The following is a 23,681-nucleotide window of genomic DNA, read 5'->3' on the forward strand; positions in this document are numbered from 1 at the left end:
GCTTTTTTTTACTCTACGACCGCCTGCGCTTTCTTCGCCAGACCGTCCAGCAGCTTCTGATGGATCCCACCAAAACCGCCGTTGCTCATCACCAGAATGTGATCGCCAGGCTGTGCGGCTTTCACCACCATATCCGCCAGCGCATCCACATCCGCACTCCAGTGCGCAGGCTGAATGCAGGCATCGGCCACTTCGGCCACCTGCCACGGAATATGCTGCGGCTGCAGCAGGAAGACTTCATCGGCACGCCCTAAGGATGGCGCAAGATCGTCTTTGCAGATGCCCATTTTCATGGTGTTCGAACGCGGTTCCAGCACTGCCAGAATGCGGGCGGTCCCGCCGACTTTGCCGCGTAAGGCCGCAAGCGTCGCCAGAATGGCGGTCGGGTGATGCGCAAAGTCGTCATACACCGTGACGCCGTGGGCTTCACCGCGCAGCTCCAGACGACGGCGGGCGTTAATGAACGAGCCTAACGCATCCGCCGCATCCGCAGGCTGAACGCCCACATGACGTGCCGCGGCAATCGCCATCAGGCCGTTGTGCATGTTGTGCTCGCCCACCAGGCCCCACTTCACCTCACCCACTTTCTCACCGTCGAGCAGCACTTCCCACTCGGAGGCATCCGCGTTGAGTTTTTTCGCCTGCCAGTGTCCCTGCTCGCCCACCAGCTCCTGCTCGCTCCAGCATCCCATCGCCAGGGTTTGCTTCAGGTTGATGTCGTTTTCCGGCAGGATGATGCGGCCCTGACCCGGAACGATGCGCACCAGATGGTGGAACTGTTTCTGAATCGCTTTCAGGTCGTCAAAAATATCCGCGTGATCGAACTCAAGGTTGTTGAGGATCAGCGTCCGCGGGCAGTAGTGCACGAACTTGGAGCGCTTGTCGAAGAACGCGCAGTCATACTCGTCGGCTTCGATCACGAAGAACGGGCTGTCACCCAGACGCGCAGAAACATCGAAATTACCCGGTACCCCCCCGATTACAAAACCTGGCTTATAACCACAGGCTTCGAGGATCCAGGTCGCCATTCCGGCGGTCGTGGTTTTGCCATGCGTTCCGGCTACGGCAACGACCCAACGGTCGCGCAGCACGAAATCATGCAGCCACTGCGGGCCAGACATGAACGGAATGTTGCGTTCCAGAACCGCCTCAACGCACGGATTACCGCGGGTCATGGCGTTGCCAATGATCACCAGATCCGGCTCAGGATCCAGCTGGCTGGCATCGTATCCCTGAATCAGAGAGATGCCCTGTTTCTCCAGAAGCGTGCTCATCGGCGGATACACATTGGCGTCCGAACCTGTCACTTCATGGCCCAGAGAGCGCGCCAGCATTGCCAGTCCGCCCATGAAAGTGCCACAAATCCCCAATATATGAATGCGCATACGTCACTATCCTTCTTCAATGTGGCGCACATTTTACTCACATGTCAGCGACAGCGAAACGCATTTCAGGTAAATCCGTATATTGCTGGCGCGATTCACCTCTGCGCTAATATTTGAATGTTTGTTAAGATTGTTGGGCTTTAGTCGTTTTAGTGAACATACAATCGCTCTACTCACAAAGATGCAGGGAAAGTGTTATGAAAACGTTAGGTGAATTTATTGTCGAAAAGCAGCACGAGTTTTCTCATGCTACGGGTGAACTCACTGCTTTGCTGTCGGCAATAAAGCTGGGCGCTAAGATCATCCACCGTGATATCAACAAGGCCGGTCTGGTCGATATCCTGGGTGCCAGCGGTGCCGAGAACGTTCAGGGCGAGGTTCAACAGAAACTCGATCTGTTCGCAAATGAAAAACTGAAAGCTGCACTGCGCGCGCGCGACATCGTGGCGGGTATCGCCTCCGAAGAAGAAGATGAAATTGTCGTTTTCGAAGGGTGTGAACACGCTAAATACGTTGTGCTGATGGATCCGCTGGACGGTTCCTCTAACATCGACGTTAACGTTTCTGTCGGTACCATTTTCTCCATCTACCGCCGCGTCACGCCTGTTGGCACGCCGGTGACAGAGGAAGATTTCCTGCAGCCGGGCAGTAACCAGGTGGCGGCCGGTTACGTCGTTTATGGCTCCTCCACCATGCTGGTGTACACCACGGGCTGCGGCGTTCACGCCTTTACTTACGATCCCTCGCTGGGCGTTTTCTGCCTGAGCCAGGAACGTATGCGCTTCCCGGAGAAGGGCAATACCTACTCCATCAACGAAGGCAACTACATCCGATTCCCGAACGGCGTGAAGAAATACATCAAGTTCTGCCAGGAAGAAGATAAAGCCACTCAGCGCCCGTACACGTCCCGCTATATCGGCTCGCTGGTTGCTGACTTCCACCGCAACCTGCTGAAAGGCGGTATCTACCTCTACCCAAGCACGGCAAGCCACCCTGACGGCAAGCTGCGTCTGCTGTATGAATGCAACCCAATGGCGTTCCTGGCCGAACAGGCTGGCGGCAAGGCGAGCGACGGTAAAGAGCGTATTCTGGACATCGTGCCGGAAAGCCTGCACCAGCGTCGTTCGTTCTTTGTCGGCAACACCCATATGGTTGATGACGTTGAACGTTTTATCCGTGAGTATCCGGACGCATAACCCATAACACGGGGAGCCCTTCAGGCTCCCCGCTTCATTTATATATTTTACCGTATAAGTGTTTATAAAAAACACGCTTTAATATTCGGTTTTGCTCCTGCATTATTTCCATAACAGTTTGACAAATATTTCCTGGAGCCTAATCGTCATGAAAAATTATTCCCGTGCTAATACCGGCATTGATTTAAATCTTATCCCTGTTTTTATTGAAGTGGTCCGTTGCGGCAGTATGGCAAAAGCCTCCGTACGTCTGGAGATGTCGCGCCCCGCGGTGAGTCTGGCATTAAAACGCTTTAATCAGCTGTTTGACGAGCCGCTATTTTTCCGCAAAGGGTTATATCTTGAGCCGACTGAAAATGCATTAGCATTAACCCAGTCTCTGGAAATATTAATGGGCGACATTCACGATAATATTGGCGCATTAATTTCCGCGACACATAAAACCCCGACACAGAATGCGCCGGGGCGGGAAAATATTATGCCGCTGTCTGAGCCGTCAGTTTAAATGATGCCATGGCGTCCATCAGCTGACGCGATTGCTCTTCCAGCGAGCGCGTCGCGGCAGAAGATTGCTGGACCAGCGCCGCATTCTGCTGCGCGGTTTCGTCCATCTGATTCACGGCAATATTCACCTGCTCAATGCCGCGACTCTGCTCCTGGGACGCGGTCGCAATCTCGCGCATCAGTTTGGTCATGCGCAGTACTTCTGTTGCGATCTCATCCATCGTTTCGCCAGCCTGCTGCGCCAGCTCGCTGCCTTCGTTTACATGGGTCTGAGAATCACTGATAAGCGAACGGATCTCTTTTGCTGCGTCAGCGCTGCGGCTGGCGAGGTTTCGCACTTCACCGGCGACAACGGCAAACCCGCGCCCCTGCTCACCCGCGCGCGCCGCTTCCACCGAGGCGTTCAGCGCCAGAATATTGGTCTGGAAGGCAATGCCGTCAATGACGCTCAGAATATCGGCGATGCGTGCCGAACTGCCGGCGATATCACGCATTTTTTCAATGACGTAGCAGACCATTTCGCTGCCGTGATCGGCGGTGTCAGACACGGATTTCGCCAGCTGGTGCGCCTGCTCGGCGTTGTCTGCATTGAGTTTCACCGTGGCGGTGATCTCTTCCATGCTGGCGGCCGTCTGCTCAAGCGATGTCGCGGTGGATTCCGTGCGCTGGGCAAGATCCATGTTCCCCGCCGTCAGCTCGCGGCTGCCGGTATCAATTTGCGAGCTGGCATCACGTACCCGTAAAACCGAGTTCATCAGAGACTGCCGCATCCCCTCAATGGCCGCGTTCAGGCGGTTAAACTCCTGGCTCGCCGGGTCATTCAGCGTATGGGTTAAATCGCCCGCCGCCACGTTCTCCAGCTGAGCAATGGAGGCCGAAAGCGGTTTGAGCAGCATGTGACGCAGTACCAGCCACGCCAGCACAATAATGCCAGCCGTCAGCAGCGCGGCCACCACGATCAGGATCAGTACCCGGTTTTTGCTCGACTGCACGGCCTTCACTTCCGCTTTCCCGCGCGCTTCGCTCCATTTCTGAAAGACCTGCATATCATTATCAAACTGCGCCGCCACCGGGATCAGCGTGTTCTCCAGCAGATCGTAATAGCTGTCTGCGCTCTGATCGTTCAGGGCTTTCAGCATCGGGTCGATCCCCTGCTGGTTATAGGTCGCCAGGCTCGCGGCCACCTTATCCAGCAATTTTTGTCCCTGCTCATCCGCCACCCCGCCGTCGATCACGCCTTTCAGCGTTTTACGGGCCTGGGCAATCTCCTGATTGATGTTTTTCACCGATTTGGCCGCGTCATCCAGCATGCCGATTTCCATCATCCGGACCGCCTGACCCGCTTCATTACGCGCGCGCAGGATCAGGGTATAGCCAGAATTAAGCTGCACCATCTGCTCACCCTGAAGGTGGTTGATGCGCTGGAGTGAAGAAGAACTCTGTGTGAGGGCATAAATGCCAATGCCGCTGACAAGCAGCAGCAGAAGGGTCATAACGGCCAGTAAAGAGAGCAAGCCGGTACGAATCGATAGCGTTTTAAGCATGATATTATTTCCGGTAGCGAGATATTTCTGGGCATAAAAAAAGAGTATCGGCCGCTACCGGAAAATGTTTAGACTTTAAGCAAATTCAGCGTGTTATGGCTCTGTTACTGAAGTGTTTACACGGGTAACAGGCGAGCTTTGTCGGTTCTCCCAGAGCACCGTCAGGCCGCGCTGCAGGGCGATAAAAATAAACAACAGAATGCCAATGGCGATCTTGGTCCACCATGAACTGAGCGTGCCGTCAAAGTTGATATAGGTCTGGATCAGTCCCTGGATCGCCACGCCGAACAGCGTCCCCAGCACCGTGCCAACGCCGCCGCTGAGCAACGTGCCGCCAATCACCACCGAGGCGATGGCATCAAGTTCCACCCCGACGCCTGCCAGGGCATAACCCGCCTGGGTATAAATCGAGAAGACGATCCCCGCCAGCGTCGCCAGTCCGGTCGAGAGCATATAGATGCGGATTGTGGTGCTGCGGGTGGAGATCCCCATCAGATTTGCCGAGGTGGCACTGCCGCCAATGGCATAGACCTGATTACCAAACCGGGTACGGTGGGCAAGGAAGATCCCCACCACCACCACGCCCAGCATCAGCAACCCCATCGCGCTCAGACGACCGCCGCCGGGGATTTTCCACGCCAGGCTGGAGAGCGTGTCGTAGACAGGATGGTTAATCGGAATCGATTCTTCCGAGACCAGGTAGCTCACGCCGCGCAGGAAGAACATGCCGGCGAGGGTGATAATAAAGGCCGGGATTTTCAGCGCGTCGATCAAAAGCCCCATAAAGGCGCCAAACGCGCAGCCCATCACCAGCACCAGCGGGAAAGCCAGCAGCGGCGAGATCCCCCAGAAACCGATCGCTTTTGCGAGAAATACGCCCGTGAAAGCGATCACCGACCCAACCGAGAGATCGATCCCGCCGGAGAGGATCACAAAGGTCATGCCAACGGCGATAATGCCTAAAAAGGCGTTATCCGTCAGAATGTTGCAAATCACCCGGGTAGAGGCAAAGCCCGGGAATTGCGTCAGGCAGTAGAGATAACCCAGCACAAACACGCCCAGGGTGATCATTAACGGTAAATTACGTTTTATCATGGCCACGGATCCCTTTAATGATGCTGACAAAGCGCGGCGACTGGACGATCAGCACGCAGAGCACGACCACCGCTTTCACCACCTGGTTGAGTTCCGGCTGAAAACCGGAGAGCAGGATCCCGGTATTCATACCCTGAATAATCAGCGCGCCGATCACCGAGAGCAGCAGATTAAACCGCCCGCCCATCAGCGATCCGCCACCGATAACCACCGCCAGGATCGCATCCAGCTCCAGCCATAACCCGGCGTTGTTGGCATCCGCACCACGGATGTCCGCCGCGACGATCACCCCGGCAATGGCGGCGCAAATTCCGCTCAGCACGTAGGTCAGCATGACCATCAGCCGTGTATTAACCCCGGCGTTTCGCGCCGCACGGATGTTAATTCCGACCGCTTCAATGAACATGCCCAGCGCCGTTTTACGGGTAAAGAGCCAGAACACCACTAATGTGACCAGCGCAATAACGATCGGCGTCGGGAAGAAGAACAGCTTACCGCTGCCAAGCCATGCCAGCCCGGGGGAGTTGAAGGTCACAATCTGACCCGAGGTGATAAGCTGTGCCACACCGCGTCCGGCCACCATCAGGATGAGAGTGGCGACAAACGGCTGAATTTTCAGGACCGCCACCAGAATGCCGTTCCACAGTCCGGCCAGCACCCCGGTACCTAATGCAGCCAGCAGCACCACCGGCAGGCTGTGCCCGGCGACGGTCATGGACGCTGCCGTGGCGCCGGCGATGGCCATCACCGCACCGACGGAGAGGTCAATCCCGCCGGTGGCGATCACCAGCGTCATACCAATGGCCAGAAGCGCCACCGGGGCGGCGCGGTTTAAAATGTCTATCGGACTGCCAAACAGCCGGCCATCCTGCACGATAATCTGAAAGAAATGCGGGGCGACCAGGCTATCGATCAGCAGCACCAGCAGCAACGCGATAATTTGCGGCGTGCCGGTAGGCCAGGTGAAGCGGCGCCTGGTTGCACCGGTTTGCGGAAGCGAACGGGGCATCACGATTAACTCCTTACGCCGCGATGGCATTCATGATTGCCGGAACGGACAGTTTATCCAGCGGGATCTCTGCCACCTGCTTACGATCGCGCATGATGATGACGCGATCGGCATACCCCACCAGCTCTTCCAGCTCGGATGAGATAACCAGCAGCGCCAGACCGTCTGCACACAGCGTTTCGATAAGCCGGATAATTTCGGCGTGCGCCCCAACGTCGATACCGCGCGTCGGTTCATCGAGGATCAGGAACTGGGGTTTAGTCAGCAGCCAGCGTGACAGCAATACCTTCTGCTGGTTGCCACCGGAGAGAAATTCAATGGGCTGTTCAGCGCTCGGCGTACGTATACCGAGCTGACGGATAAATCGCTCGGCAATGGCGTTTTGTTCTTTCCGCGGGATGGGGCGTAGCCATCCGCGCTGCGCCTGCAGAGCCAGAATGATATTTTCCCGCACCGAGGCGGCGGCAATTATGCCATCGGTTTTCCTGTCTTCCGGGCAGAAGCCCACGCCCAGGCAGGAGGCCTGATGCGGCGATCGCAGGGTCTGCGGTTTACCTTTGATCAGCGCGCTGCCGCTGTCCGCAGGTTTGATCCCGAAGATCACCTCAGCGGTTTCGGTGCGCCCGGAACCCAGCAGGCCCGCCAGCCCGACAATTTCACCGGGCCGCACGTCCAGATTAAAGGGTGAGATCACCCCTTTTTTGCCAAAATCGCTGAAGGCTGCGACCGGTTTATCGCTGAGCAGCGTGCGACCTGCACGCTGAAGCGCGTTGGTTTCCAGCTCGCGGCCCAGCATCATTTTGACCAGTTCTATCTGCGGCAGCTCGCGGGTTTCGCGGCAGCCGACAAAGCTGCCGTTGCGCAGCACCGTGATGCGATCGCTGACCTCATACACCTGATCGAGGAAGTGGGTGACGAAGATCAGGCTTACCCCCTGATCGCGCAGCTGGCGCATCAGGGTAAAGAGCATTTCAACTTCCTGGGTATCCAGGCTCGCGGTGGGTTCATCAAGGATCAGCACTTTCGCGGAGAGATCGATCGCCCGGCAAATCGCGACAATTTGCTGCATCGCGACGGAAAAACGGTTCAGCGGTTCGCGAACGTCCAGGGAGAAGCCATAGGATTCCATCAGCCTGGTGGCCCGCGCTTCCATCTCTTTGCGTCGCAGCAGGCCGAAGCGTCTTGGCTCACGGCCGATAAACAGGTTATCCGCCACCGACATATTCGGCAGCAGGTTCACTTCCTGGTAAACCGTCCCAATCCCCAGCTGCTGCGCATGGGCGGTGTTTTTTGGCGAAATGGCGTTGCCTTCTAGCCAGATTGTGCCGCGATCGGCATGGTAAACGCCGGTAAGTGCCTTAATCAGCGTCGATTTTCCCGCACCGTTCTCTCCCAGCAGCGCCATAATCTCACCGCGTCGCAGGCTAAAATCAACGTTATCCAGCGCTTTTACACCGGGGAAAAACTTGCTTAAGCCCTCTGTGCGGAGGATTTCCTGGTGTTGTGTGTCGGTCATGTTTCCCCCTCACCCTCGCCCTCTCCCGGTTGGGGAGAGGGAAATGTTCATGCCAGTCTACCCGCCCTTGTACACCCCCTCCCCTCAGGGGAGAGGAGGGGGTAAGGGGCGAGAGAAAAGGCCTTAGTAGCCCATATTTTTCTTCTTCTCTAACTCTTCTTTCGCGGTGTCAGGCAGGTAGAGCGTCGATTTGGTGATCGTCACTTTTTCAGGCAGGGTGCCGTCTTTCTTGAATTTCTCCAGCGCATCGAATGCCGGGCCAGCCATGTTTGGCGTCAGCTCCACGCTGGCGTTCGCTTCGCCGTCCATCATCGCTTTATAGATATCCGGCACGCCATCGATAGAGCCAGTGAGGATATCTTTGCCCGGCTTCAGCCCCGCTTCTTTGATGGCCTGGATAGCCCCGATCACCATGTCATCGTTGTGGGCGTAAACCATGCAAATGTTCTTGCCGTTGTTTTCAGCCTTGATAAAGCTCTCCATGACCTCTTTACCTTTACTGCGGGTAAAGTCGCCGGACTGAGAGCGGATAATCTTAATGTTTGGCGCTTTGGCGATGGCTTCCGCGAAGCCTTTCTTACGATCGATGGCCACGCTCGCCCCGACGGTCCCCTGCAACTCAACGACGTTACACGGCTTGCCATCCACCTGTTTCACCAGCCAGTCACCAATTAATTGGCCCTCGAGAACGTTGTTGGCGGTGACGGTGGTCATATAGAGAGATTTGTCTTTTACATCAATGGAACGATCGAGCAAAACAACCGGGATCTCAGCGTCTTTCGCTTCCTTCAGGACCGGCTCCCAGCCAGTGGCCACGACCGGCGCAATAAAGATGGCATCAACGCCCTGGGCGATAAATGACCGCACGGCTTTGATCTGGTTTTCCTGTTTTTGCTGCGCATCGGCGATTTTCAGGGTGATACCGCGTTTCTGGGCCTCGCTTTTCGCAACGTTGGTTTCTGCCGCTCGCCAGCCGGATTCAGAGCCGACCTGGGAAAAACCTACGGTTAAAGGGGCGGCCATCGCCATAGACGACATGGCTGCCGAAACTGCTGTGACAAGAAGTAAGCGCTTCCACATATGAACGTCCTCGTAGGGGTGTTTATTGTTGGTTAAAAGATGTTCTGCGAAATGACTATAGCCAATGAAATATGTAACGAATTGCGTTACATCACACTTCAGAAAAGTGAATAAAACGTTAATCACAAGTTTGTAATCGCTTTCATTTCACCATTAAAAAAGCGGCTGAGTTTATGGATTTTCCTGTCATGGAATCGGTCTGAAAAGTGGGGAGAACGTGGAGAGAAGACGAAAACAGGCGGAGACATTCAGCGCCAGTTGGCTATAATACCTGCCACTTGTTTACCATCCATTTTAAAGGACACAGACATGAGCTTACTCAACGTCCCTGCGGGTAAAGAACTGCCAGAAGACATCTACGTAGTTATCGAAATCCCGGCTAACGCAGATCCTATCAAATACGAAGTGGACAAAGAGAGCGGTGCGCTGTTTGTAGACCGTTTCATGTCTACCGCCATGTTCTACCCATGCAACTACGGTTACATCAACCACACCCTGTCTCTTGACGGTGACCCGGTTGACGTACTGGTCCCAACGCCATACCCGCTGCAGCCAGGCGCAGTCATTCGCTGCCGTCCTGTTGGCGTGCTGAAAATGACTGACGAATCTGGTGAAGATGCGAAACTGGTTGCTGTTCCGCACACCAAACTGAGCAAAGAGTACGATCACATCAAAGATGTGAACGACCTGCCAGAACTGCTGAAAGCGCAGATCACTCACTTCTTCGAGCACTACAAAGACCTCGAAAAAGGCAAGTGGGTTAAAGTTGACGGCTGGGAAAACGCAGAAGCAGCGAAAGCGGAAATCATCTCCTCTTTCGAACGCGCTGCGAAGAAGTAATTCTTATCGCTGAATAATAAGGCCCCGCGAGTCGGGGCTTTTTTGTGCCTTGCGTCTGCGGTTAAATTCACGATTGCCTGACACCGTAGGAGTGCATCTCCTACTGTTTCATCTGACGCCACATCAATTCACTTTTCCTGAAGTGCACCTGAATCCATCATCCGGACCTGGTTCACCAGGATGATGCCCCGAATATCCCATTCCTCACACAACAGTGGCACGCTAAATCCGGCATCGCGGGCAAAGTTTCCCCCCCACGCGTCCTGTTCACTCATGTCAGGTGTTGACAGATCTTACTGAAATAACAACTCGTCGAGTGAATATTGTTTTGTCACCGGAGTGATCACTAACTGATTATTGGTTTCACATGTCGACACCTCCGCAGTTATACAAACGATAACAACGTAGGTACAGAGGTTGTTGTACTCTTTCAGGCAGGTATGCGCCAGCATGGAGGGAAACGATGATAGAAACAGGAAGCATGTTCGAAGGAAAAAGTAATTCAGTATCAATTTCACATGTGATTGTTAACCTATTCACAAAATGCAGACAGGCAGAGCAGCGGACGTGCCGTATAAATCATCACTGGGAGACACGAGATCGTTAAGAATATTCTTATTTTTTATTAATACCGATCATTACAATACAGAGAAACCTATCATATATGGTGGGAGCCAGTTGAATGGTTTAACCATTAATAACATACTGCTATGATAAACATATGCCATCACACGCCACAGGTTCACTATGTCATCGATTAACATTGATGTTGCCCGCCCAACTGGAATTTACTTCATCATTGAAAGGCTCTATGCACGTGATGGCCTTATGCCTTCCTTTGGTGAAATAAGCCCTTCTTTGACTCAAGTCCATCGCACAGTCATTCAGTTGAAACGAAAGCAAGATATGTTTATGGATGGTGTTAAGATTGCCCCCAAAGATATAACCTTATGGCAACAGATTAAATATATTACAGGTTCAAAAGTTACGACTAAAGATACAGATTCATTAGTTTATACAACGGAATTCATCGGTTCCCTTATTGCTACAACACCTTTAGGGAACATTGAGCATAAAGATATCCCTCGTTTCCTCACTACAGAATCTATCCACTCCCTCCCGCAGGCGGTCAATTATGGACGGGATCCTATCCCACAGGTTCTACTGTATGGACGGCAAGATATTGTCTTCTTTATGGACAACGGTGGTAAAGGAACGCCAACGGCTATTGCCAAATATAATCAAAATACTCGCGACCTTGCCATAATTAAAGATCAGTTAGAAGCCAGCAAAACGATGAAAGCGCTTCTGGCTAGCGGGGCAAAATTATGAGAAAGAAACATCATATCGCTGGTATACTCGTATTAGCAATCGCAGCTTTTATCTTTGGCAGAGCAACGCATTTTGAATATTTGTCATGGTTTTATGGCAGCCATGACCTGATATTTACTAATATAAATTCAATTGTATTATCTAATTTTATTAATGGCCTGTATTTTTCCCTATCCGTTTTAATTGTTTATGCTTTACTCGCTGTATTAAAAAAATTGCCGAAGAATATAATCATTTCGTGTCTACTTCAGTTCTTTATTAATACAGGTTTGTATACCCTTTTTGTTGCAGTGCATAGAGGGTATAGTAAATGGTATACCTTGAGCTCAGGTGCAACTAGCATCACCCATAGCTATTTTTTAATCGAGTTGCTGGCCAGCACACTCCTGACCGTCGCGATCGTGAGCGTTTTACATGCTAAGTTTCTTTCTTCAAAGCATAAAGATGGGCTACATAAAGGCGTTTGACTGTTACGGCAAAGACAGCAAATGGCAGTATCTCTGCATCATGACATTCCAGCTCGCCTGGTTTTTGTTTTATTTATGGATCCCCTACCGCAGCGATTATGCCATTTTGCTGTTTTTACTGTTTTTTATTCCTGTCATTTCAAGCAATACGCGGTGCATCAACTACTACGGCTTTTCACGCGCCCTGTGCCTGATATGGCTGGTTGCTCCGTACATCATGCTTTTTGTTCCGCTGTTTTTGACCCGACGCCGAAGCACAGAAGAGAGCTAAGCCCATAAAAAACAACGCCACCTGACGGTGGCGTTGTTTTTTTCAGTACTGGTCTCTGTCTAACCAGTTACCGCTTACAATCCGCTTTAACCCCTCGACCGGACGCTGGTAGACGTACATCCACGCACTTCCATACGGCGTCTGGATCAACTGGCGAGCGTATTCACCGCCCCTGGTGCGCAAGGCATCAAGTTCGGCAAGTGTAGCATTATCAATACGATAAACTTCACCCTGTACTGTTCCTTCCCCAGGAACCGCGCCTGGATAGTGGCCCAGGCTATACAACTGGTAGTTCTCGATATTGTAATTCCCCAGCAGCAGGGCATTGGTCATCCAGTGACTGTTGCCTTGCTTGGTTCGTAAACTGCCGTAGACAAATATTCGCATTGCTAAAACTCAAACTGATAGAGCAGATCAAGTGCCTGGTCTACGCCGGACACTGCTTCCAGATATAGCTTAGGCATAAGGCGATAGCGTAACGTGAGTGTTGCCAGTGAGTCAAAGATCCCCACGCCATATTTTACCTGCAGACCCGGCAGTACATAGCCACTGACCACCACTTGCGAGGAGTCACCCACGCCCTGGGTGTCCAGTGCCAGATTGCTTACGCCGAACGTCTCGCCGATTTTACCCACAACCTGCCCACTTTGTGCAACCCCCAGACCCACTAACATCGAGGTCATCGCTGCACTGTCGCTCTGGCCGCTCTCCAGTCCTTGCCCACGCAGCAGGTAAGACAGGGCTTCCTGTTGCGACATTGCCGGGTCGGAGAAGATCTCCGCCTTCGGCTCATCAGCAGAACCGGTAACGCGAACACCCGCAATAACGTCGTTTTCGGTGGCTTCCGGGTTACGAATCGCTTCGATATTGAGCAGTGGCTGATCCGGCGGGCCGGAGAACAGCAGTTCACCTTTACGCACAATCAGATCCTGACCATAGGCATGGAAGCGCCCTTCAGGAATATTGATCTGGCCGTTCAGACCCAGTCCCTGTTTGTCCTGCGCGACTTTCAGATCCCCTGTCAGTCTCGCCTTCAGCCCAAACGCATCCAGACGCACGTTATTGCCGACGTGAACGGTGAGGTTACTGTTGATCGGAATACCGGCGCTCTTCTGCTCAACGGGTTTGAGATTTTCATTGAGCATGACTTCGTCACTGGAGACGCCCACCGCGCTCTCAGGCACCTCGTGCACCACGATGCGTGCCCACGGTACGTCCACGTTGCCGTCCAGCGTGAAGAGGCTAGGGGTGGCTTCAAAGACAATATCCGGGGATACGTCCAGACGTACCATCGGCGGTACGGTGATCCGCACCTTACTGCCTTTGGCCGCGACACGGGCCCGCCAGTTATCAAGCTGGCTCCAGTCGGCGTCGCCGCTGAGGTTGATTTGCCCCTGCTGGGTACGCACCACCCCGGCGAGGGTCGAGCTCATGCCGTTGAAGTTCATCGCAATCTGGCTTGGCTGCATATCAAACGGCATAAAGTTGCCATCGATATCCACGCCGTTAAGCTGCATCTGGCCAAACAGCTGCGGGCTTTGCGCATTGCCCGCCAGGCGCAGGTTCGCGCTGAGCATCCCCTCCGCTTTTTCTCCACGTGAGAAAATCGGGTTGGCCATCGCCAGGTTGAAATTGCGGATATTAACGTTACCGGCGAGATTACGGCGTCCTTGCGGATCGGTAATCTGTACCTGCCCGTCAAACTGACCATTGTTGGTCAGACGGATAAGCCACCCCAGCTCCGCGCGGTTGTTATGCAGATCGGCACTCAGGTTGAGGGTATCAAACGCCACCGGCAGCGGTGCGTCGTTCACCTCCTGTATCACCTTCACGTTACGACCAGAGAGCGTCACGCTACCCTGCGGCAGCCCCTCTTTGGTCGTGTCCCACGCGACATCGGCTTTCCCGCTAAAGACGCCGCTGGCCTGAGTCGTGTCCGGCATAAACGGTTTTAGCATCGCCAGGTCGAAGCGATTAAGGTTGATCTGCGCACGCCCTTCAGCCCCCGCATCAATGGTCTGCGGTACGCACAGTTCCGCATTCGGGTTGGTCCAGCAGTGCGGTCCGATACTGATCTTTTGTTCAGCGTTGCGGTAGTCCAGCGCGATAGAGCGGGACAGCGCCAGCGGCCCTACCGGGGTGTTGAAGCGGGTATTGTCCAGCGTCCCTTTCCAGCGCGCCTGTTTGCGATCAAAGCTTCCGGTCAGATGAAGCTGCCCGGATACCGGCTCGCCCTGCACCTTAAGCTGGAGATCGTGCTGCTTTTCGTTACCTTTGGCATCCAGAGTGACCAGATTAATGTTCACGTCGGGCTGAGAAATGCGCTCCACGCGCAGGTTCAGGTTACCGCCAATCTGATCGGTGGATTTCACATCCCCTTCGACGCGAACCCGCGCAACGGTCAGCGCCTGCCAGCGCAGGTTGCTGGCGGTGATATCGGCCAGCAGCTGCGGAGCCTCTACCGTGCCGCGCACCTTCACTAACCCTTTCGCCGTGCCGCCCAGCCCTGGCAGGGCGTTATCCAGATTTGGCGCATCAATGGTGGCATCGAGATTAAGATCTTTCACCCCCAGCTCGCCTTTGAGATCCGCCGTGTTACGACCCAGCGCCACGTGCAGACCCGGGATCACCCACTGCAGATAGCTGTTGCCCTTCAGCGAGCCTTCAACGTTGACCTTATTCTGCTTCACGTTACCGGTAAGCTTGATTTCCGGCACGTCCATCTGCCACGTACCGCCATACAGGCTGCCGCGGGTTTTGATCAGGCCGTCCAGTTTTGATGGCCAGTCCGGCACCTCTTTGCCCGTGTTGATCCCCGTCAGCTTCAGCTCGCCGCGCCAGCTGATCGCCTGCTGCCAGTCGAGCAGCGCGGTGAGTTCAGTTTTGCCTTCCAGCGCCGCGACGGTCAGTTTGTCGAGATTCACCTGCTGCTCGTTGCCTTTAGCATCCAGCGTAATCGTCGCAGGCGGAACACCTTGCCCCTTCACCGCCGTGCGGAATGACAGGGTGTAATCGGTCATTTTGCCGCTCAGCTTCAGCTTCAGGTCATCGGCCTGGAACTGTTTTTCGCCGGTGAACGGCCAGTAGAGCTGCTTACTGACAACCTCAAGGTTGAGCGGCAGCCCCACTTCCGCCAGCTGCGTTTGCGCGCGCAGATCCATATCCACCGGGCCGGAGAGGTTAACGCCGACATCCAATTTATCGCGCAGCGCCCCGCCCACTTTGACCTTCACTTTTTCGCCTTTCAGCGGGTCGATGTTGAGCGAACTGTTCAGGGTGATATCCACCGGCCAGTTGTCGCGCAGCAGGGCATTCCCTGACGCGTTAACCGAGCCCTGGTTGGTGTCGATATCCAGCGCGTCGAGCTTCATGTTGCCGTCGATGCTGCTGACTTTAAGCAGCATGTTGAAGACCGTCAGATCGGTATCGCCGGTGAGACGCAGCTGTTCGCCTTTGAACGCTTCGATATTCAGGTTCAGCGGCAAATGAACGTCCGTCATCTCCGGCAGCACAGGTTTAGAGAAGAGATCTTTCAGCGTTTCGCCCAGCGGTTTCTCTTCCGGCTGCGGGTTCTGGATCTTCGGTTCGACAATTTCTTCCTGCGCCACGTCCGCCACTTTCGGCAGCGCAATCAGCAGCCCCTGAAGGGAGGTTGGCGTCAGGGTGAGGTTTTTCTCCTGCCAGCGCAGGCCGGAGGTGAAATCCATGACGGAGACGGTGGTGTCGTCGATTTTGACATTGACGTTATCCAGCGCTACCCGATAGAGGGCAATCGGATACGGTGTGGAGAGATTCAGCGGGCCGCTATCCTCTTCCTCAACGGGGGCCGATTTCGGCATTTTCTTCGAATCTATCGCCACGTTCACGTCTTTCAGCGACAGATCGTTAACGCACAGCTTGCTGTCCCGCAGGCAGCCCAGCTTCACCGCGAGGTGAAATTCCCCCGCGTTTACCGCCACGCCAGGCTGCTCATAGCGGATGTTTTTCAGACGCAGATCGCGCCAGCCGCCTGTCACCTGGCCAATTTCCAGCCCGGGAACCCAGCGGTTAGCCGCGTTAAACAGCAGATGCAGGCCAGACGTCGTTCCGACCAGAAACGCCACCGTACCGAGCAGCAGTACGATAAAAATCAGCACCCCGAGGCTTATCTTCTTCCATAAACTCATAATTCAGGCCCCAGACCGATGTAAAACTGTAAACCGTGTTCTTCTTTATCACCCACCGGCACGGCGAAATCGAGCTTGATTGGCCCGACGGGAGACTGCCAGCGTACGCCCACGCCCGCGCCGGTTTTAAAGTCGCTGCGGCGGATATCGCTTACCGCTTCGCCGCCGTCGACAAACATCGCGCCCCACCATTTTCCGCTGACGTTGTACTGGTACTCCAGCGAGCCGGTAGCCAGCTTGGAGGCACCAATCAGCTTGCCGTCATCATCTTTCGGCGCGATGGATTTGTATTTGTAACCGCGAATACTGCGGTCGCCACCGGCGAAGAAGCGCAGGTCCGGCGGAACTTTGTCGAAGTCGCCGGTTTCAATCCAGCCGAGGTTGCCGCGCATCACGAAGCGGTGTTTGTCATACAGCGTGCGGATCCAGACGTTTTGCGCCTGAATCACCGAGAAATCCACATCGGAGCCCCACATGGTGTTGGAGTAATCGATGGAGTAACGCTGGGAATCGCCCCAGGTTGGCATCAGGCCGCCGCGCGAGCGGGTGCGGCTGATCATCACCCCCGGGTAGAGCAGCATGGTGGTGTTGGTGACGTTGGCCTGGGTAAAGTGGTCCAGACTCCAGCGCAGGTTAATGGCGCGCTGCCAGCCGCTGGAGAGGTCCCAGTATCGCGATACCGCAAGCGTGGTGGAATCTGCCTCGGTATCGTTCAGGTCGGTACGCTTAAAACCGCCCTGAACAAGGTAATACTGTTCAAGCGGGTTTTTCAGCAGCGGCATTTTGTAGCTGAAATCGAGCTGCTGTTCCGGCGCTGAGATACTGGCGCTGGTGGTCAGGCTGTGACCGTATGAGTTCATCCACGGCTTTTTCCACGTGGCTTTCACGCGCGGACCGACGTCGGTCGAATAACCAACACCGGTCTCAATGGTGTTCTCGGTGCGCGGCGAAACAACGCCATGCAGCGGCAACACCTTGGTTTTGCGCGATTTATCAAACTCCGGCGCGACAACCACCGAGTTAAACCACCCGGTGGCGGAGAGACGGCGGTTCAGCTCCGCCAGATCACGCGACTGGTAGTAATCGCCCTTTTTGAAAGGCACGAGGTTTTGCAGATACTCTTCACGAATTTGTGAGCCTTCGAAGGTCACATCGCCGAAACGATAACGTTCGCCGCTGTCATAATCGATATCCCAGAAGGCCTGGTGCCTGTCGAGCGCAATGCCCAGCTGGCTTTTGTCGAACTGGCTGTCAAAGTACCCCTTACGCAGGGAGACGCTCGTCAGCTCTTTTTTGAAATGGTCGTAGTCACCGTGATTCAGCACGGTACCGTTTTTCGGCCGCGTGCTGAGCAGATCCAGGTAATCCCGGTCCGTACGCGCGCCGCCGCGCAGAATGACGTTAGTGCCGCCGATCAACACCGGCTCACCCGGTGAAACGCGGGCAATAAGCACCTGCCGCCCCTTCTTTGGCGGCGGACGGAGATCGAAATCAATGGTGGGTTCGTAATAACCCAGCGCTTTCAGCCCTTCGCGGATCGCATCATCCACGCGCGCGCGAAAACGCCGGTCCGGCGTCACTTCGTCGCTCTCGATGGTCGACAGCTGCGCACGCACGTTTTTTTCCAGCGCCCCGGATAACCCCTCAACCTGCAAACGGACATTCGCCGCGCTGGCAACCCCGCTTGTCAGCAATAAACTGACCAAACATAACTGGCGGATTTTTGTCACGTTTTCTCCTGAATATCCCTTTTTCCACCCTGGAAGCAAATGAAGTGCCGCTCCGCGGCAAAATACGGCCTGTTAGCCAAAAACCCACATCACGGGTTGAAAACGGGTGTAACACCCAAATATTTCTTATGATTAAATCTAGACTCATTCAGCGCATTTATTGTGTTCAATTAAACGCTTCGTGACAACCTTAACCGAAACATCGCAGCCCGGGAGGCCCCCATCGTGAGTTTATTCGACAAAAAGCATCTTGTTTCACAAGCTGATGCATTACCGGGACGCAACACCCCTATGCCTGTGGCGACCTTACACGCCGTGAATGGCCATTCAATGACAAACGTTCCTGATGGAATGGAAATCGCCCTGTTCGCCATGGGCTGCTTCTGGGGCGTAGAACGTCTCTTCTGGCAACTCCCCGGCGTTTACAGCACCGCGGCGGGCTACACGGGGGGGTATACGCCAAACCCAACCTACCGCGAAGTGTGCTCTGGCGAGACCGGTCATGCCGAAGCCGTACGCGTGGTGTATGACCCTGCCGTCATTAGCTATGAGCAACTTCTGCAGGTGTTCTGGGAAAACCACGACCCGGCCCAGGGCATGCGTCAGGGTAACGACCACGGCACCCAGTACCGCTCGGCTATCTACCCTCTCACTCCTGAGCAGGAGACGGCCGCCCGCGCAAGCCTTGAGCGCTTCCAGAAAGCGATGCACGATGCCGGTGACAACCGCGAGGTCACCACGGAAATCGCCTCTGCCAAACCGTTCTACTATGCGGAAGACGACCACCAGCAGTACCTGCATAAAAACCCGTACGGCTACTGCGGTATCGGGGGTATCGGCGTCTGCCTGCCGCCACAGCTGGCCTGATTACTGGTCTAGCGCCACGCGAGCCGCGTGGCGCGTGGCATTACTGACCGACCCATAATTCATGACTTTTCCCTGCAACAGCAGGTTAAAAACCGGTGCCTGCGGCCTGTTAAGGCGGGTCTGCAGCAGGTGCACGGCCTCAATCCCCAGTTCGCGGCAGGGCACCGTGACCCCCGTGACCGGTTTTTCCAGCCGGTGCGCTAAATTCCAGGCAAAATCGGTGGTAATCAGAGAGATGTCTTCCGGGACGCGCAGCCCGTGGCGGGTTAATGCCCTCACCACACCTTCGGTCATGCTGGTGCTGTTCGGGAAAATCACCTCAGGCCACTGCGCTCTGTCATGACTCAGCAGCCACTCATCCAGCGCCCGCTCGGCTTCGTCTGCGGTAAACCACTCCGTCACGAGTAAATCACGCTGCGGCTCAAAGGCGACGTGAAAATGGCGATACGCCTCTTTAATGCCATCCAGACGAGCGTAAAGCGTATCTCGCCGAAGGCAGGTCAGCGTCAGGACCCGCCGGTGCCCCTGTTCAAAGAGATACTGCATGGCGGTGAAGCCAATCGCCCGGTGATCGGGTGATACCGAATCCAGTACCCGCTCCCGGTCCACGGAATTAATTAAGACGCAGGGTTTATTGAGCGTGCTGGCCAGTTTAAATATGGTGGCATCATCAGTACCAATAATAATTATCGCGTTGATGTTCTTCTGGCTGGCCTTTTCCATAAATAATTTTACATCGGCGTGCTGTTCTTCTAATCCGCAACAGCTGACCCACACATTGTGTGGCGAGCAGGCCTCAGCAATCCCTTTGGTCACCTCAAGATAAAAAATATCGCCGCGCCCCTGAAAGGTTCTTTCCGGAGCAAAAACGGCAATACCGTTAATCAACAGCCGTCCACTGGCCATGGACTCCAGCACGCCCAGCTCTCGTGCGGTGCGAACGATCGCATCCCGGGCTTTATCGCTGGTATATGACTTGCCGCTTAATACCCTCGACACCGTGCTAACGGAATATCCCGTGAGGGCCGCGATCTCCTCCATTTTTAACCTGCCCGGCATAGTGTGACCTCGCTCTCAATCAGTTTTTGCAAATATTTGCAGAAACAGCCTTTTGATTTTAAAACCAAATTTCAGAAAGCCTGGAGATTACTTATTCACCTTGCGAGTATTCTCACAAAAACACATTGTCGCTACGCCTCGCCTTTCCTATTTTCCGGTCATCACTTCTTTTCAACTGAAATTAAGGTGTGACATGGAGAAGGTACGTTTTGGCATTATTGGTATAGGTAATATCGGTACGGTCCACGCACGTTATTTACTCGCGGGTACGGTCAATGACGCCTGCCTGACGGCGGTTTGTGACAATGCACCGGAAAAACACCCGGCCATTCGCCAGCTGGTGGGGGCCATTCCCCTGTTCAGTGATGCCCAGGAGATGATCCAGAGCGGGCTTATCGACGCGGTGATTGTCGCCACGCCCCATTACGAACATCCGCGCCTGTCGATGCTGGCGATGCGTAACGGCATTCATACCCTGTGTGAAAAACCGGCAGGCGTTTATACGGCGCAGGTGCAGGAGATGAACGCCTGCGCGCGCGAGTGCGACGTGGTGTTTGGCATCATGTACAACCAGCGACCAAACCCGCTCTACCGGAAGGTTAAGGATCTTATCGACAGCGGCGAGCTGGGCGAGATCCGCCGTTCTAACTGGATAATCACCAACTGGTACCGCTCGCAGAGCTACTACAACTCCGGCGGCTGGCGCGCGACCTGGAAAGGAGAAGGCGGCGGCGTCTTGCTCAACCAGGATCCGCATCAGCTCGATCTCTGGCAGTGGCTGGTGGGCATGCCGGTCCGCCTGCGCGCGTTTTGCCAGTTCGGCAAACATCGTGACATTGAAGTGGAAGACGAGGTCACCGCCTATGCCGAGTATGCCGGTGGGGCTACCGGTGTATTTATCACTACCGTGGCAGAAACGCCGGGGACAAATCGCCTGGAGATCGTCGGGGATCGCGGCAAAGTGGTGGTCGAAGAGGGGCGGCTTCGCTACTGGCGGCTACGTGAGTCCGAAACCGACTTTAACGCCCGCTGGCAAAACGGTTTTGGGGAGCCTGAATGCTGGGAGGTCGACATTCCTGTCGCCGCCGAATGCAGCGAACATCATGTCATTACCGCAAACGTCTGCGCCGCCATCCTGCGCGGTGAACCGCTGATTGCGCCGGGCCTGGACGGGATCCACGGCCTGACGCTCTCCAATGCCATGCATCTTTCCACCTGGACTGACGACTGGGTCGAACTGCCGATCAACGAGAAACACTACTTGCGCCTGCTCCAGCAACGCATCAGCACCTCTGTTGCTAAAGAGGCCATAAACGTGACGCTTGATGCCTCAGGCACCTGGTAACTCCGGAGACGACACGATGCTAAATATCGCCATTGTAGGTACAGGCAATATCTCACATAACCATATTCAGGGTTATTTGCAGTTTGGTCAGCGCTGCCGGATTGTCGCGCTGGTGGATATCTACCCGGAAAAAGCGCACGAGAAAAAAACGCGCTACGGCCTGACGCAGGCCCGCGTGTATGAGAGCCATCAGCAGATGCTGGCATCCGAGCCAGACGTCGATATCGTCGATGTCTGCACCCCGCCGTATGTCCACGCACAGATCAGCATTGATGCACTGGAGGCCGGGTGTCATGTGCTGTGTGAAAAGCCGATGGCCGCCTCGCTTGAGGAGTGCGACGCGATGATTGCGGCTCAGCAGGCCAGCGGTAAAACGCTCTCCATCATTGCGCAAAATCGCTTTACCGATGCCTTCTGGCGCTTAAAAGCAGCGCTGGATTCCGGCCTCGCGGGCAAAATCTGCCATGCACAGGTGGATTCGTTCTGGTGGCGCGGCCACTGCTATTACGATCTGTGGTGGCGTGGCACCTGGGAAAAAGAGGGGGGCGGCTGCACGCTCAATCACGCGGTTCACCATATCGACGCTATTCAGTGGATGCTCGGGTTTCCATCCGAGGTGGTGGCGATGATGACCAACGTGGCGCATGACAATGCCGAAGTGGAAGACCTCAGCGCCGCAATATTCAAATATCCCAGCGGCGCACTCACGCAGCTTACCGCCTCGGTGGTGCATCACGGCGAAGATCAGACGATCGTCATCCAGGGCGAGCGCGCGCGCATCTCTGCCCCCTGGCAAGCCTGTGCCAGCGTGAGTGCCGATAACGGTTTTCCTCAGGAAACTCACGACCAGCAGCGGGAAGCACAGCTCAACGCTGTTTTTGCGCAGACGCCGGCACTCGCGTGGACGCTGCATACCGGGCAGATTAACGACCTGCTGCTGAGTATTGAACGCGGCACGGCCCCGCTGGTGGATGGATTACAGGGAAAACGCTCGCTGGAGTTGATTACCGCAATTTATAAATCTGCCATCACCCGCACCGTGGTCTCGCTCCCCATTCCACGTGACGATCCGTTTTACCGTACCGGCGGGATTAACACCCTCGCCCCCCGTTTTCATGAGAAATCCGCAAGCGTGGCCAACTTCAGCGAAGTGGGCGCTATCCCCCTGGGTAAAGATCTGGATCGAGGAATCTGAAGATGAATAAACATGACGGAATGAACTACGCGCCAGTCGGCAAACCTCAGCCGGTTGTCCGGGAAGGTGAATTTGTCTTTGCCGCTGCCGCGCTCGACCACGGGCATATTTATGGAATGTGTAACGGGCTGATTGAAGCCGGCGCCACGCTGAAATGGGTTTACGATCCCGATCCGTCCAGAGTGGAAAAATTTATCCAGCAGTATCCGCAGGCCAGAGTGGCGGATTCGCTGGAGGCGATCCTCGCCGATAACGAGGTGCGTCTGGTGGCAGGCGCCGCCATCCCCTCTGAACGTTGTGCGCTGGGGCTGAAATCGATGGCGGCGGGGAAGGATTACTTTACCGACAAAGCGCCGCTCACCACCCTTGAACAGCTGGCAGATGCCAAAGCGATGGTTGAAAAAACCGGTAAGAAATACGCGGTTTACTACAGCGAACGTCTGCATGTTGAGAGTGCTGTCTTTGCCGGTCAACTGGTAAAGCAAGGTGCCATCGGCGACGTGGTACAAACGCTGGGGACAGGCCCACACCGTGAAGGCGAAGGAAGGCCAGACTGGTTTTACGATCGGCGATACTTCGGCGGCATCCTGTGTGACATCGGCAGCCATCAGATTGAGCAGTTCCTTTTTTACACCGGCAACCGCGATGCCACCGTGATGGCAAGCCAGGTCCGGAACGTTAAACACCCGCAGTACCCCGCCTTTGAGGATTTTGGCGACGCAATGCTCAAAGGCGAAAACGGTGCCAGCGGCTACTTCCGCTGCGACTGGTTTACCCCGGACGGGCTGTCCACATGGGGTGACGGGCGACTGACGCTGCTCGGCACCGAGGGCTACATCGAAATCCGCAAATACGTCGATTTAACCCGCGGCGAGCAGGATGTGGTTTATCTCGTCAATAAAGAGGGGGAGTTCCGTTATCCGGTGGCAGGCCAGGTCGGATTCCCGTTCTTTGGCGAACTGATCCTCGACTGTCTCCATCGGACTGAAAATGCCATGACGCAGGCGCACGCCTTCAAGGCTGCGGAGCTCTGCGTGAAGGCTCAAATGCTCGCTAACGCGGCGGGTTAAGGGGAGCCGA

General features: G+C 55.0%; 21 protein-coding genes. 10 read left to right on the plus strand and 11 right to left on the minus strand.

Annotation, left to right across the window (positions count from 1 at the left end):
* Positions 1 to 8 precede the first annotated feature (8 nt).
* The gene (gene mpl / locus QE396_RS14520; RefSeq protein WP_014168372.1) at positions 9 to 1,385 is read right to left on the minus strand and encodes a UDP-N-acetylmuramate:L-alanyl-gamma-D-glutamyl-meso-diaminopimelate ligase; all 1,377 of its coding nucleotides are present in this window, start codon (positions 1,383 to 1,385) and stop codon (positions 9 to 11) included.
* Between the two features lie 197 nt (positions 1,386 to 1,582).
* Here mpl and fbp point away from each other — a divergent pair, with 197 nt between their 5' ends.
* On the plus strand, positions 1,583 to 2,581 hold the full coding sequence (fbp, locus tag QE396_RS14525; RefSeq protein ID WP_020882906.1) for a class 1 fructose-bisphosphatase: 999 nt from the start codon (positions 1,583 to 1,585) through the stop codon (positions 2,579 to 2,581).
* Between the two features lie 148 nt (positions 2,582 to 2,729).
* Positions 2,730 to 3,086, plus strand: coding sequence for a LysR family transcriptional regulator (locus tag QE396_RS14530; RefSeq protein ID WP_020882907.1), 357 nt, complete (start codon positions 2,730 to 2,732; stop codon positions 3,084 to 3,086).
* Here the strand turns inward: QE396_RS14530 and QE396_RS14535 are convergent.
* From QE396_RS14535 to ytfQ, 5 genes are all read right to left on the minus strand, one after another.
* Positions 3,058 to 4,629 carry a methyl-accepting chemotaxis protein gene (locus QE396_RS14535; protein WP_020882908.1) on the minus strand — a complete coding sequence of 524 codons (1,572 nt, stop codon included), beginning with the start codon at positions 4,627 to 4,629 and terminating at the stop codon, positions 3,058 to 3,060. The genes QE396_RS14530 and QE396_RS14535 overlap by 29 nt on opposite strands.
* A 93-nt stretch (positions 4,630 to 4,722) precedes the next feature.
* Complete coding sequence (gene yjfF, locus QE396_RS14540; protein ID WP_020882909.1) at positions 4,723 to 5,724, minus strand: galactofuranose ABC transporter, permease protein YjfF; 1,002 nt, start codon at positions 5,722 to 5,724, stop codon at positions 4,723 to 4,725.
* Positions 5,711 to 6,736, minus strand: coding sequence for a galactofuranose ABC transporter, ATP-binding protein YtfT (gene ytfT, locus QE396_RS14545; RefSeq protein ID WP_025205793.1), 1,026 nt, complete (start codon positions 6,734 to 6,736; stop codon positions 5,711 to 5,713). The genes yjfF and ytfT overlap by 14 nt, the downstream gene beginning before the upstream one ends.
* A gap of 10 nt (positions 6,737 to 6,746) precedes the next feature.
* On the minus strand, positions 6,747 to 8,249 hold the full coding sequence (ytfR, locus tag QE396_RS14550; RefSeq protein ID WP_020882911.1) for a galactofuranose ABC transporter, ATP-binding protein YtfR: 1,503 nt from the start codon (positions 8,247 to 8,249) through the stop codon (positions 6,747 to 6,749).
* A gap of 123 nt (positions 8,250 to 8,372) precedes the next feature.
* Positions 8,373 to 9,329: a galactofuranose ABC transporter substrate-binding protein YtfQ gene (gene ytfQ / locus QE396_RS14555; protein ID WP_020882912.1), complete on the minus strand. Its 957-nt coding sequence runs from the start codon at positions 9,327 to 9,329 to the stop codon at positions 8,373 to 8,375.
* Positions 9,330 to 9,638: 309 nt separating this feature from the next.
* On the opposite strand from ytfQ, the gene ppa reads away from it, so the two are divergent.
* Positions 9,639 to 10,169, plus strand: a complete 531-nt coding sequence (gene ppa / locus QE396_RS14560) for an inorganic diphosphatase (protein ID WP_020882913.1) — start codon at positions 9,639 to 9,641, stop codon at positions 10,167 to 10,169.
* A gap of 128 nt (positions 10,170 to 10,297) precedes the next feature.
* Here ppa and QE396_RS14565 read toward each other — a convergent pair whose 3' ends face one another.
* Positions 10,298 to 10,444, minus strand: coding sequence for a hypothetical protein (locus QE396_RS14565; RefSeq protein ID WP_174377640.1), 147 nt, complete (start codon positions 10,442 to 10,444; stop codon positions 10,298 to 10,300).
* 472 nt (positions 10,445 to 10,916) lie between these two features.
* On the opposite strand from QE396_RS14565, the gene QE396_RS14570 reads away from it, so the two are divergent.
* The 3 genes from QE396_RS14570 to QE396_RS14580 are packed head-to-tail and all read left to right on the plus strand — an operon-like array spanning position 10,917 to position 12,239.
* Positions 10,917 to 11,501, plus strand: a complete 585-nt coding sequence (locus tag QE396_RS14570; protein ID WP_020882914.1) for a hypothetical protein — start codon at positions 10,917 to 10,919, stop codon at positions 11,499 to 11,501.
* Positions 11,498 to 11,968 (plus strand): hypothetical protein, encoded by a 471-nt coding sequence (locus tag QE396_RS14575; RefSeq protein WP_020882915.1) that lies wholly within the window; start codon positions 11,498 to 11,500, stop codon positions 11,966 to 11,968. The genes QE396_RS14570 and QE396_RS14575 overlap by 4 nt, the downstream gene beginning before the upstream one ends.
* Positions 11,946 to 12,239 carry a hypothetical protein gene (locus tag QE396_RS14580; RefSeq protein ID WP_032669643.1) on the plus strand — a complete coding sequence of 98 codons (294 nt, stop codon included), beginning with the start codon at positions 11,946 to 11,948 and terminating at the stop codon, positions 12,237 to 12,239. Before QE396_RS14575 ends, QE396_RS14580 begins: the two co-directional genes overlap by 23 nt.
* A gap of 42 nt (positions 12,240 to 12,281) precedes the next feature.
* On the opposite strand, the gene QE396_RS14585 is transcribed toward QE396_RS14580, so the two are convergent.
* The 3 genes from QE396_RS14585 to tamA are packed head-to-tail and all read right to left on the minus strand — an operon-like array spanning position 12,282 to position 18,135.
* Complete coding sequence (locus tag QE396_RS14585; protein WP_014168360.1) at positions 12,282 to 12,626, minus strand: gamma-glutamylcyclotransferase; 345 nt, start codon at positions 12,624 to 12,626, stop codon at positions 12,282 to 12,284.
* Positions 12,627 to 12,628: 2 nt separating this feature from the next.
* A complete protein-coding gene (gene tamB / locus QE396_RS14590) occupies positions 12,629 to 16,405 on the minus strand; it encodes an autotransporter assembly complex protein TamB (RefSeq protein ID WP_020882917.1) in 3,777 nt (1,258 codons plus the stop codon).
* Positions 16,402 to 18,135 carry an autotransporter assembly complex protein TamA gene (gene tamA, locus QE396_RS14595; RefSeq protein WP_020882918.1) on the minus strand — a complete coding sequence of 578 codons (1,734 nt, stop codon included), beginning with the start codon at positions 18,133 to 18,135 and terminating at the stop codon, positions 16,402 to 16,404. Before tamA ends, tamB begins: the two co-directional genes overlap by 4 nt.
* Before the next feature lie 225 nt (positions 18,136 to 18,360).
* On the opposite strand from tamA, the gene msrA reads away from it, so the two are divergent.
* Positions 18,361 to 19,002: a peptide-methionine (S)-S-oxide reductase MsrA gene (gene msrA / locus QE396_RS14600; RefSeq protein WP_020882919.1), complete on the plus strand. Its 642-nt coding sequence runs from the start codon at positions 18,361 to 18,363 to the stop codon at positions 19,000 to 19,002.
* On the opposite strand, the gene QE396_RS14605 is transcribed toward msrA, so the two are convergent.
* Entirely contained in the window at positions 19,003 to 20,061 is a 1,059-nt protein-coding gene (locus QE396_RS14605; protein ID WP_014168356.1) for a LacI family DNA-binding transcriptional regulator, read from the minus strand. It abuts the gene before it with no gap.
* A 193-nt stretch (positions 20,062 to 20,254) separates the two neighbouring features.
* Here QE396_RS14605 and QE396_RS14610 point away from each other — a divergent pair, with 193 nt between their 5' ends.
* The 3 genes from QE396_RS14610 to QE396_RS14620 are packed head-to-tail and all read left to right on the plus strand — an operon-like array spanning position 20,255 to position 23,671.
* The gene (locus tag QE396_RS14610; RefSeq protein WP_309951511.1) at positions 20,255 to 21,406 is read left to right on the plus strand and encodes a Gfo/Idh/MocA family oxidoreductase; all 1,152 of its coding nucleotides are present in this window, start codon (positions 20,255 to 20,257) and stop codon (positions 21,404 to 21,406) included.
* A 16-nt stretch (positions 21,407 to 21,422) separates the two neighbouring features.
* Positions 21,423 to 22,601: a Gfo/Idh/MocA family protein gene (locus QE396_RS14615; protein ID WP_050737589.1), complete on the plus strand. Its 1,179-nt coding sequence runs from the start codon at positions 21,423 to 21,425 to the stop codon at positions 22,599 to 22,601.
* 2 nt (positions 22,602 to 22,603) lie between these two features.
* Positions 22,604 to 23,671 (plus strand): Gfo/Idh/MocA family protein, encoded by a 1,068-nt coding sequence (locus QE396_RS14620; RefSeq protein ID WP_244047610.1) that lies wholly within the window; start codon positions 22,604 to 22,606, stop codon positions 23,669 to 23,671.
* Positions 23,672 to 23,681 lie beyond the last annotated feature (10 nt).

Source organism: Enterobacter sp. SORGH_AS_0287, from assembly GCF_031453695.1.
Classification (GTDB): Bacteria; Pseudomonadota; Gammaproteobacteria; order Enterobacterales; family Enterobacteriaceae; genus Enterobacter; species Enterobacter ludwigii.

Bases quoted from the DNA above. Each gene is read 5' to 3' on its own strand.
- yjfF (WP_020882909.1), bottom strand. From the start codon at position 5,724: ATGATAAAACGTAATTTACCGTTAATGATCACCCTGGGCGTGTTTGTG.
- fbp (WP_020882906.1), top strand. From the start codon at position 1,583: ATGAAAACGTTAGGTGAATTTATTGTCGAAAAGCAGCACGAGTTTTCT.
- ppa (WP_020882913.1), top strand. From the start codon at position 9,639: ATGAGCTTACTCAACGTCCCTGCGGGTAAAGAACTGCCAGAAGACATC.
- QE396_RS14585 (WP_014168360.1), bottom strand. From the start codon at position 12,626: ATGCGAATATTTGTCTACGGCAGTTTACGAACCAAGCAAGGCAACAGT.
- QE396_RS14530 (WP_020882907.1), top strand. From the start codon at position 2,730: ATGAAAAATTATTCCCGTGCTAATACCGGCATTGATTTAAATCTTATC.
- QE396_RS14575 (WP_020882915.1), top strand. From the start codon at position 11,498: ATGAGAAAGAAACATCATATCGCTGGTATACTCGTATTAGCAATCGCA.
- QE396_RS14570 (WP_020882914.1), top strand. From the start codon at position 10,917: ATGTCATCGATTAACATTGATGTTGCCCGCCCAACTGGAATTTACTTC.
- QE396_RS14565 (WP_174377640.1), bottom strand. From the start codon at position 10,444: ATGAGTGAACAGGACGCGTGGGGGGGAAACTTTGCCCGCGATGCCGGA.
- QE396_RS14620 (WP_244047610.1), top strand. From the start codon at position 22,604: ATGAATAAACATGACGGAATGAACTACGCGCCAGTCGGCAAACCTCAG.
- QE396_RS14610 (WP_309951511.1), top strand. From the start codon at position 20,255: ATGGAGAAGGTACGTTTTGGCATTATTGGTATAGGTAATATCGGTACG.
- ytfR (WP_020882911.1), bottom strand. From the start codon at position 8,249: ATGACCGACACACAACACCAGGAAATCCTCCGCACAGAGGGCTTAAGC.
- QE396_RS14580 (WP_032669643.1), top strand. From the start codon at position 11,946: ATGGGCTACATAAAGGCGTTTGACTGTTACGGCAAAGACAGCAAATGG.
- QE396_RS14615 (WP_050737589.1), top strand. From the start codon at position 21,423: ATGCTAAATATCGCCATTGTAGGTACAGGCAATATCTCACATAACCAT.
- QE396_RS14535 (WP_020882908.1), bottom strand. From the start codon at position 4,629: ATGCTTAAAACGCTATCGATTCGTACCGGCTTGCTCTCTTTACTGGCC.
- mpl (WP_014168372.1), bottom strand. From the start codon at position 1,385: ATGCGCATTCATATATTGGGGATTTGTGGCACTTTCATGGGCGGACTG.
- tamB (WP_020882917.1), bottom strand. From the start codon at position 16,405: ATGAGTTTATGGAAGAAGATAAGCCTCGGGGTGCTGATTTTTATCGTA.
- ytfQ (WP_020882912.1), bottom strand. From the start codon at position 9,329: ATGTGGAAGCGCTTACTTCTTGTCACAGCAGTTTCGGCAGCCATGTCG.
- QE396_RS14605 (WP_014168356.1), bottom strand. From the start codon at position 20,061: ATGCCGGGCAGGTTAAAAATGGAGGAGATCGCGGCCCTCACGGGATAT.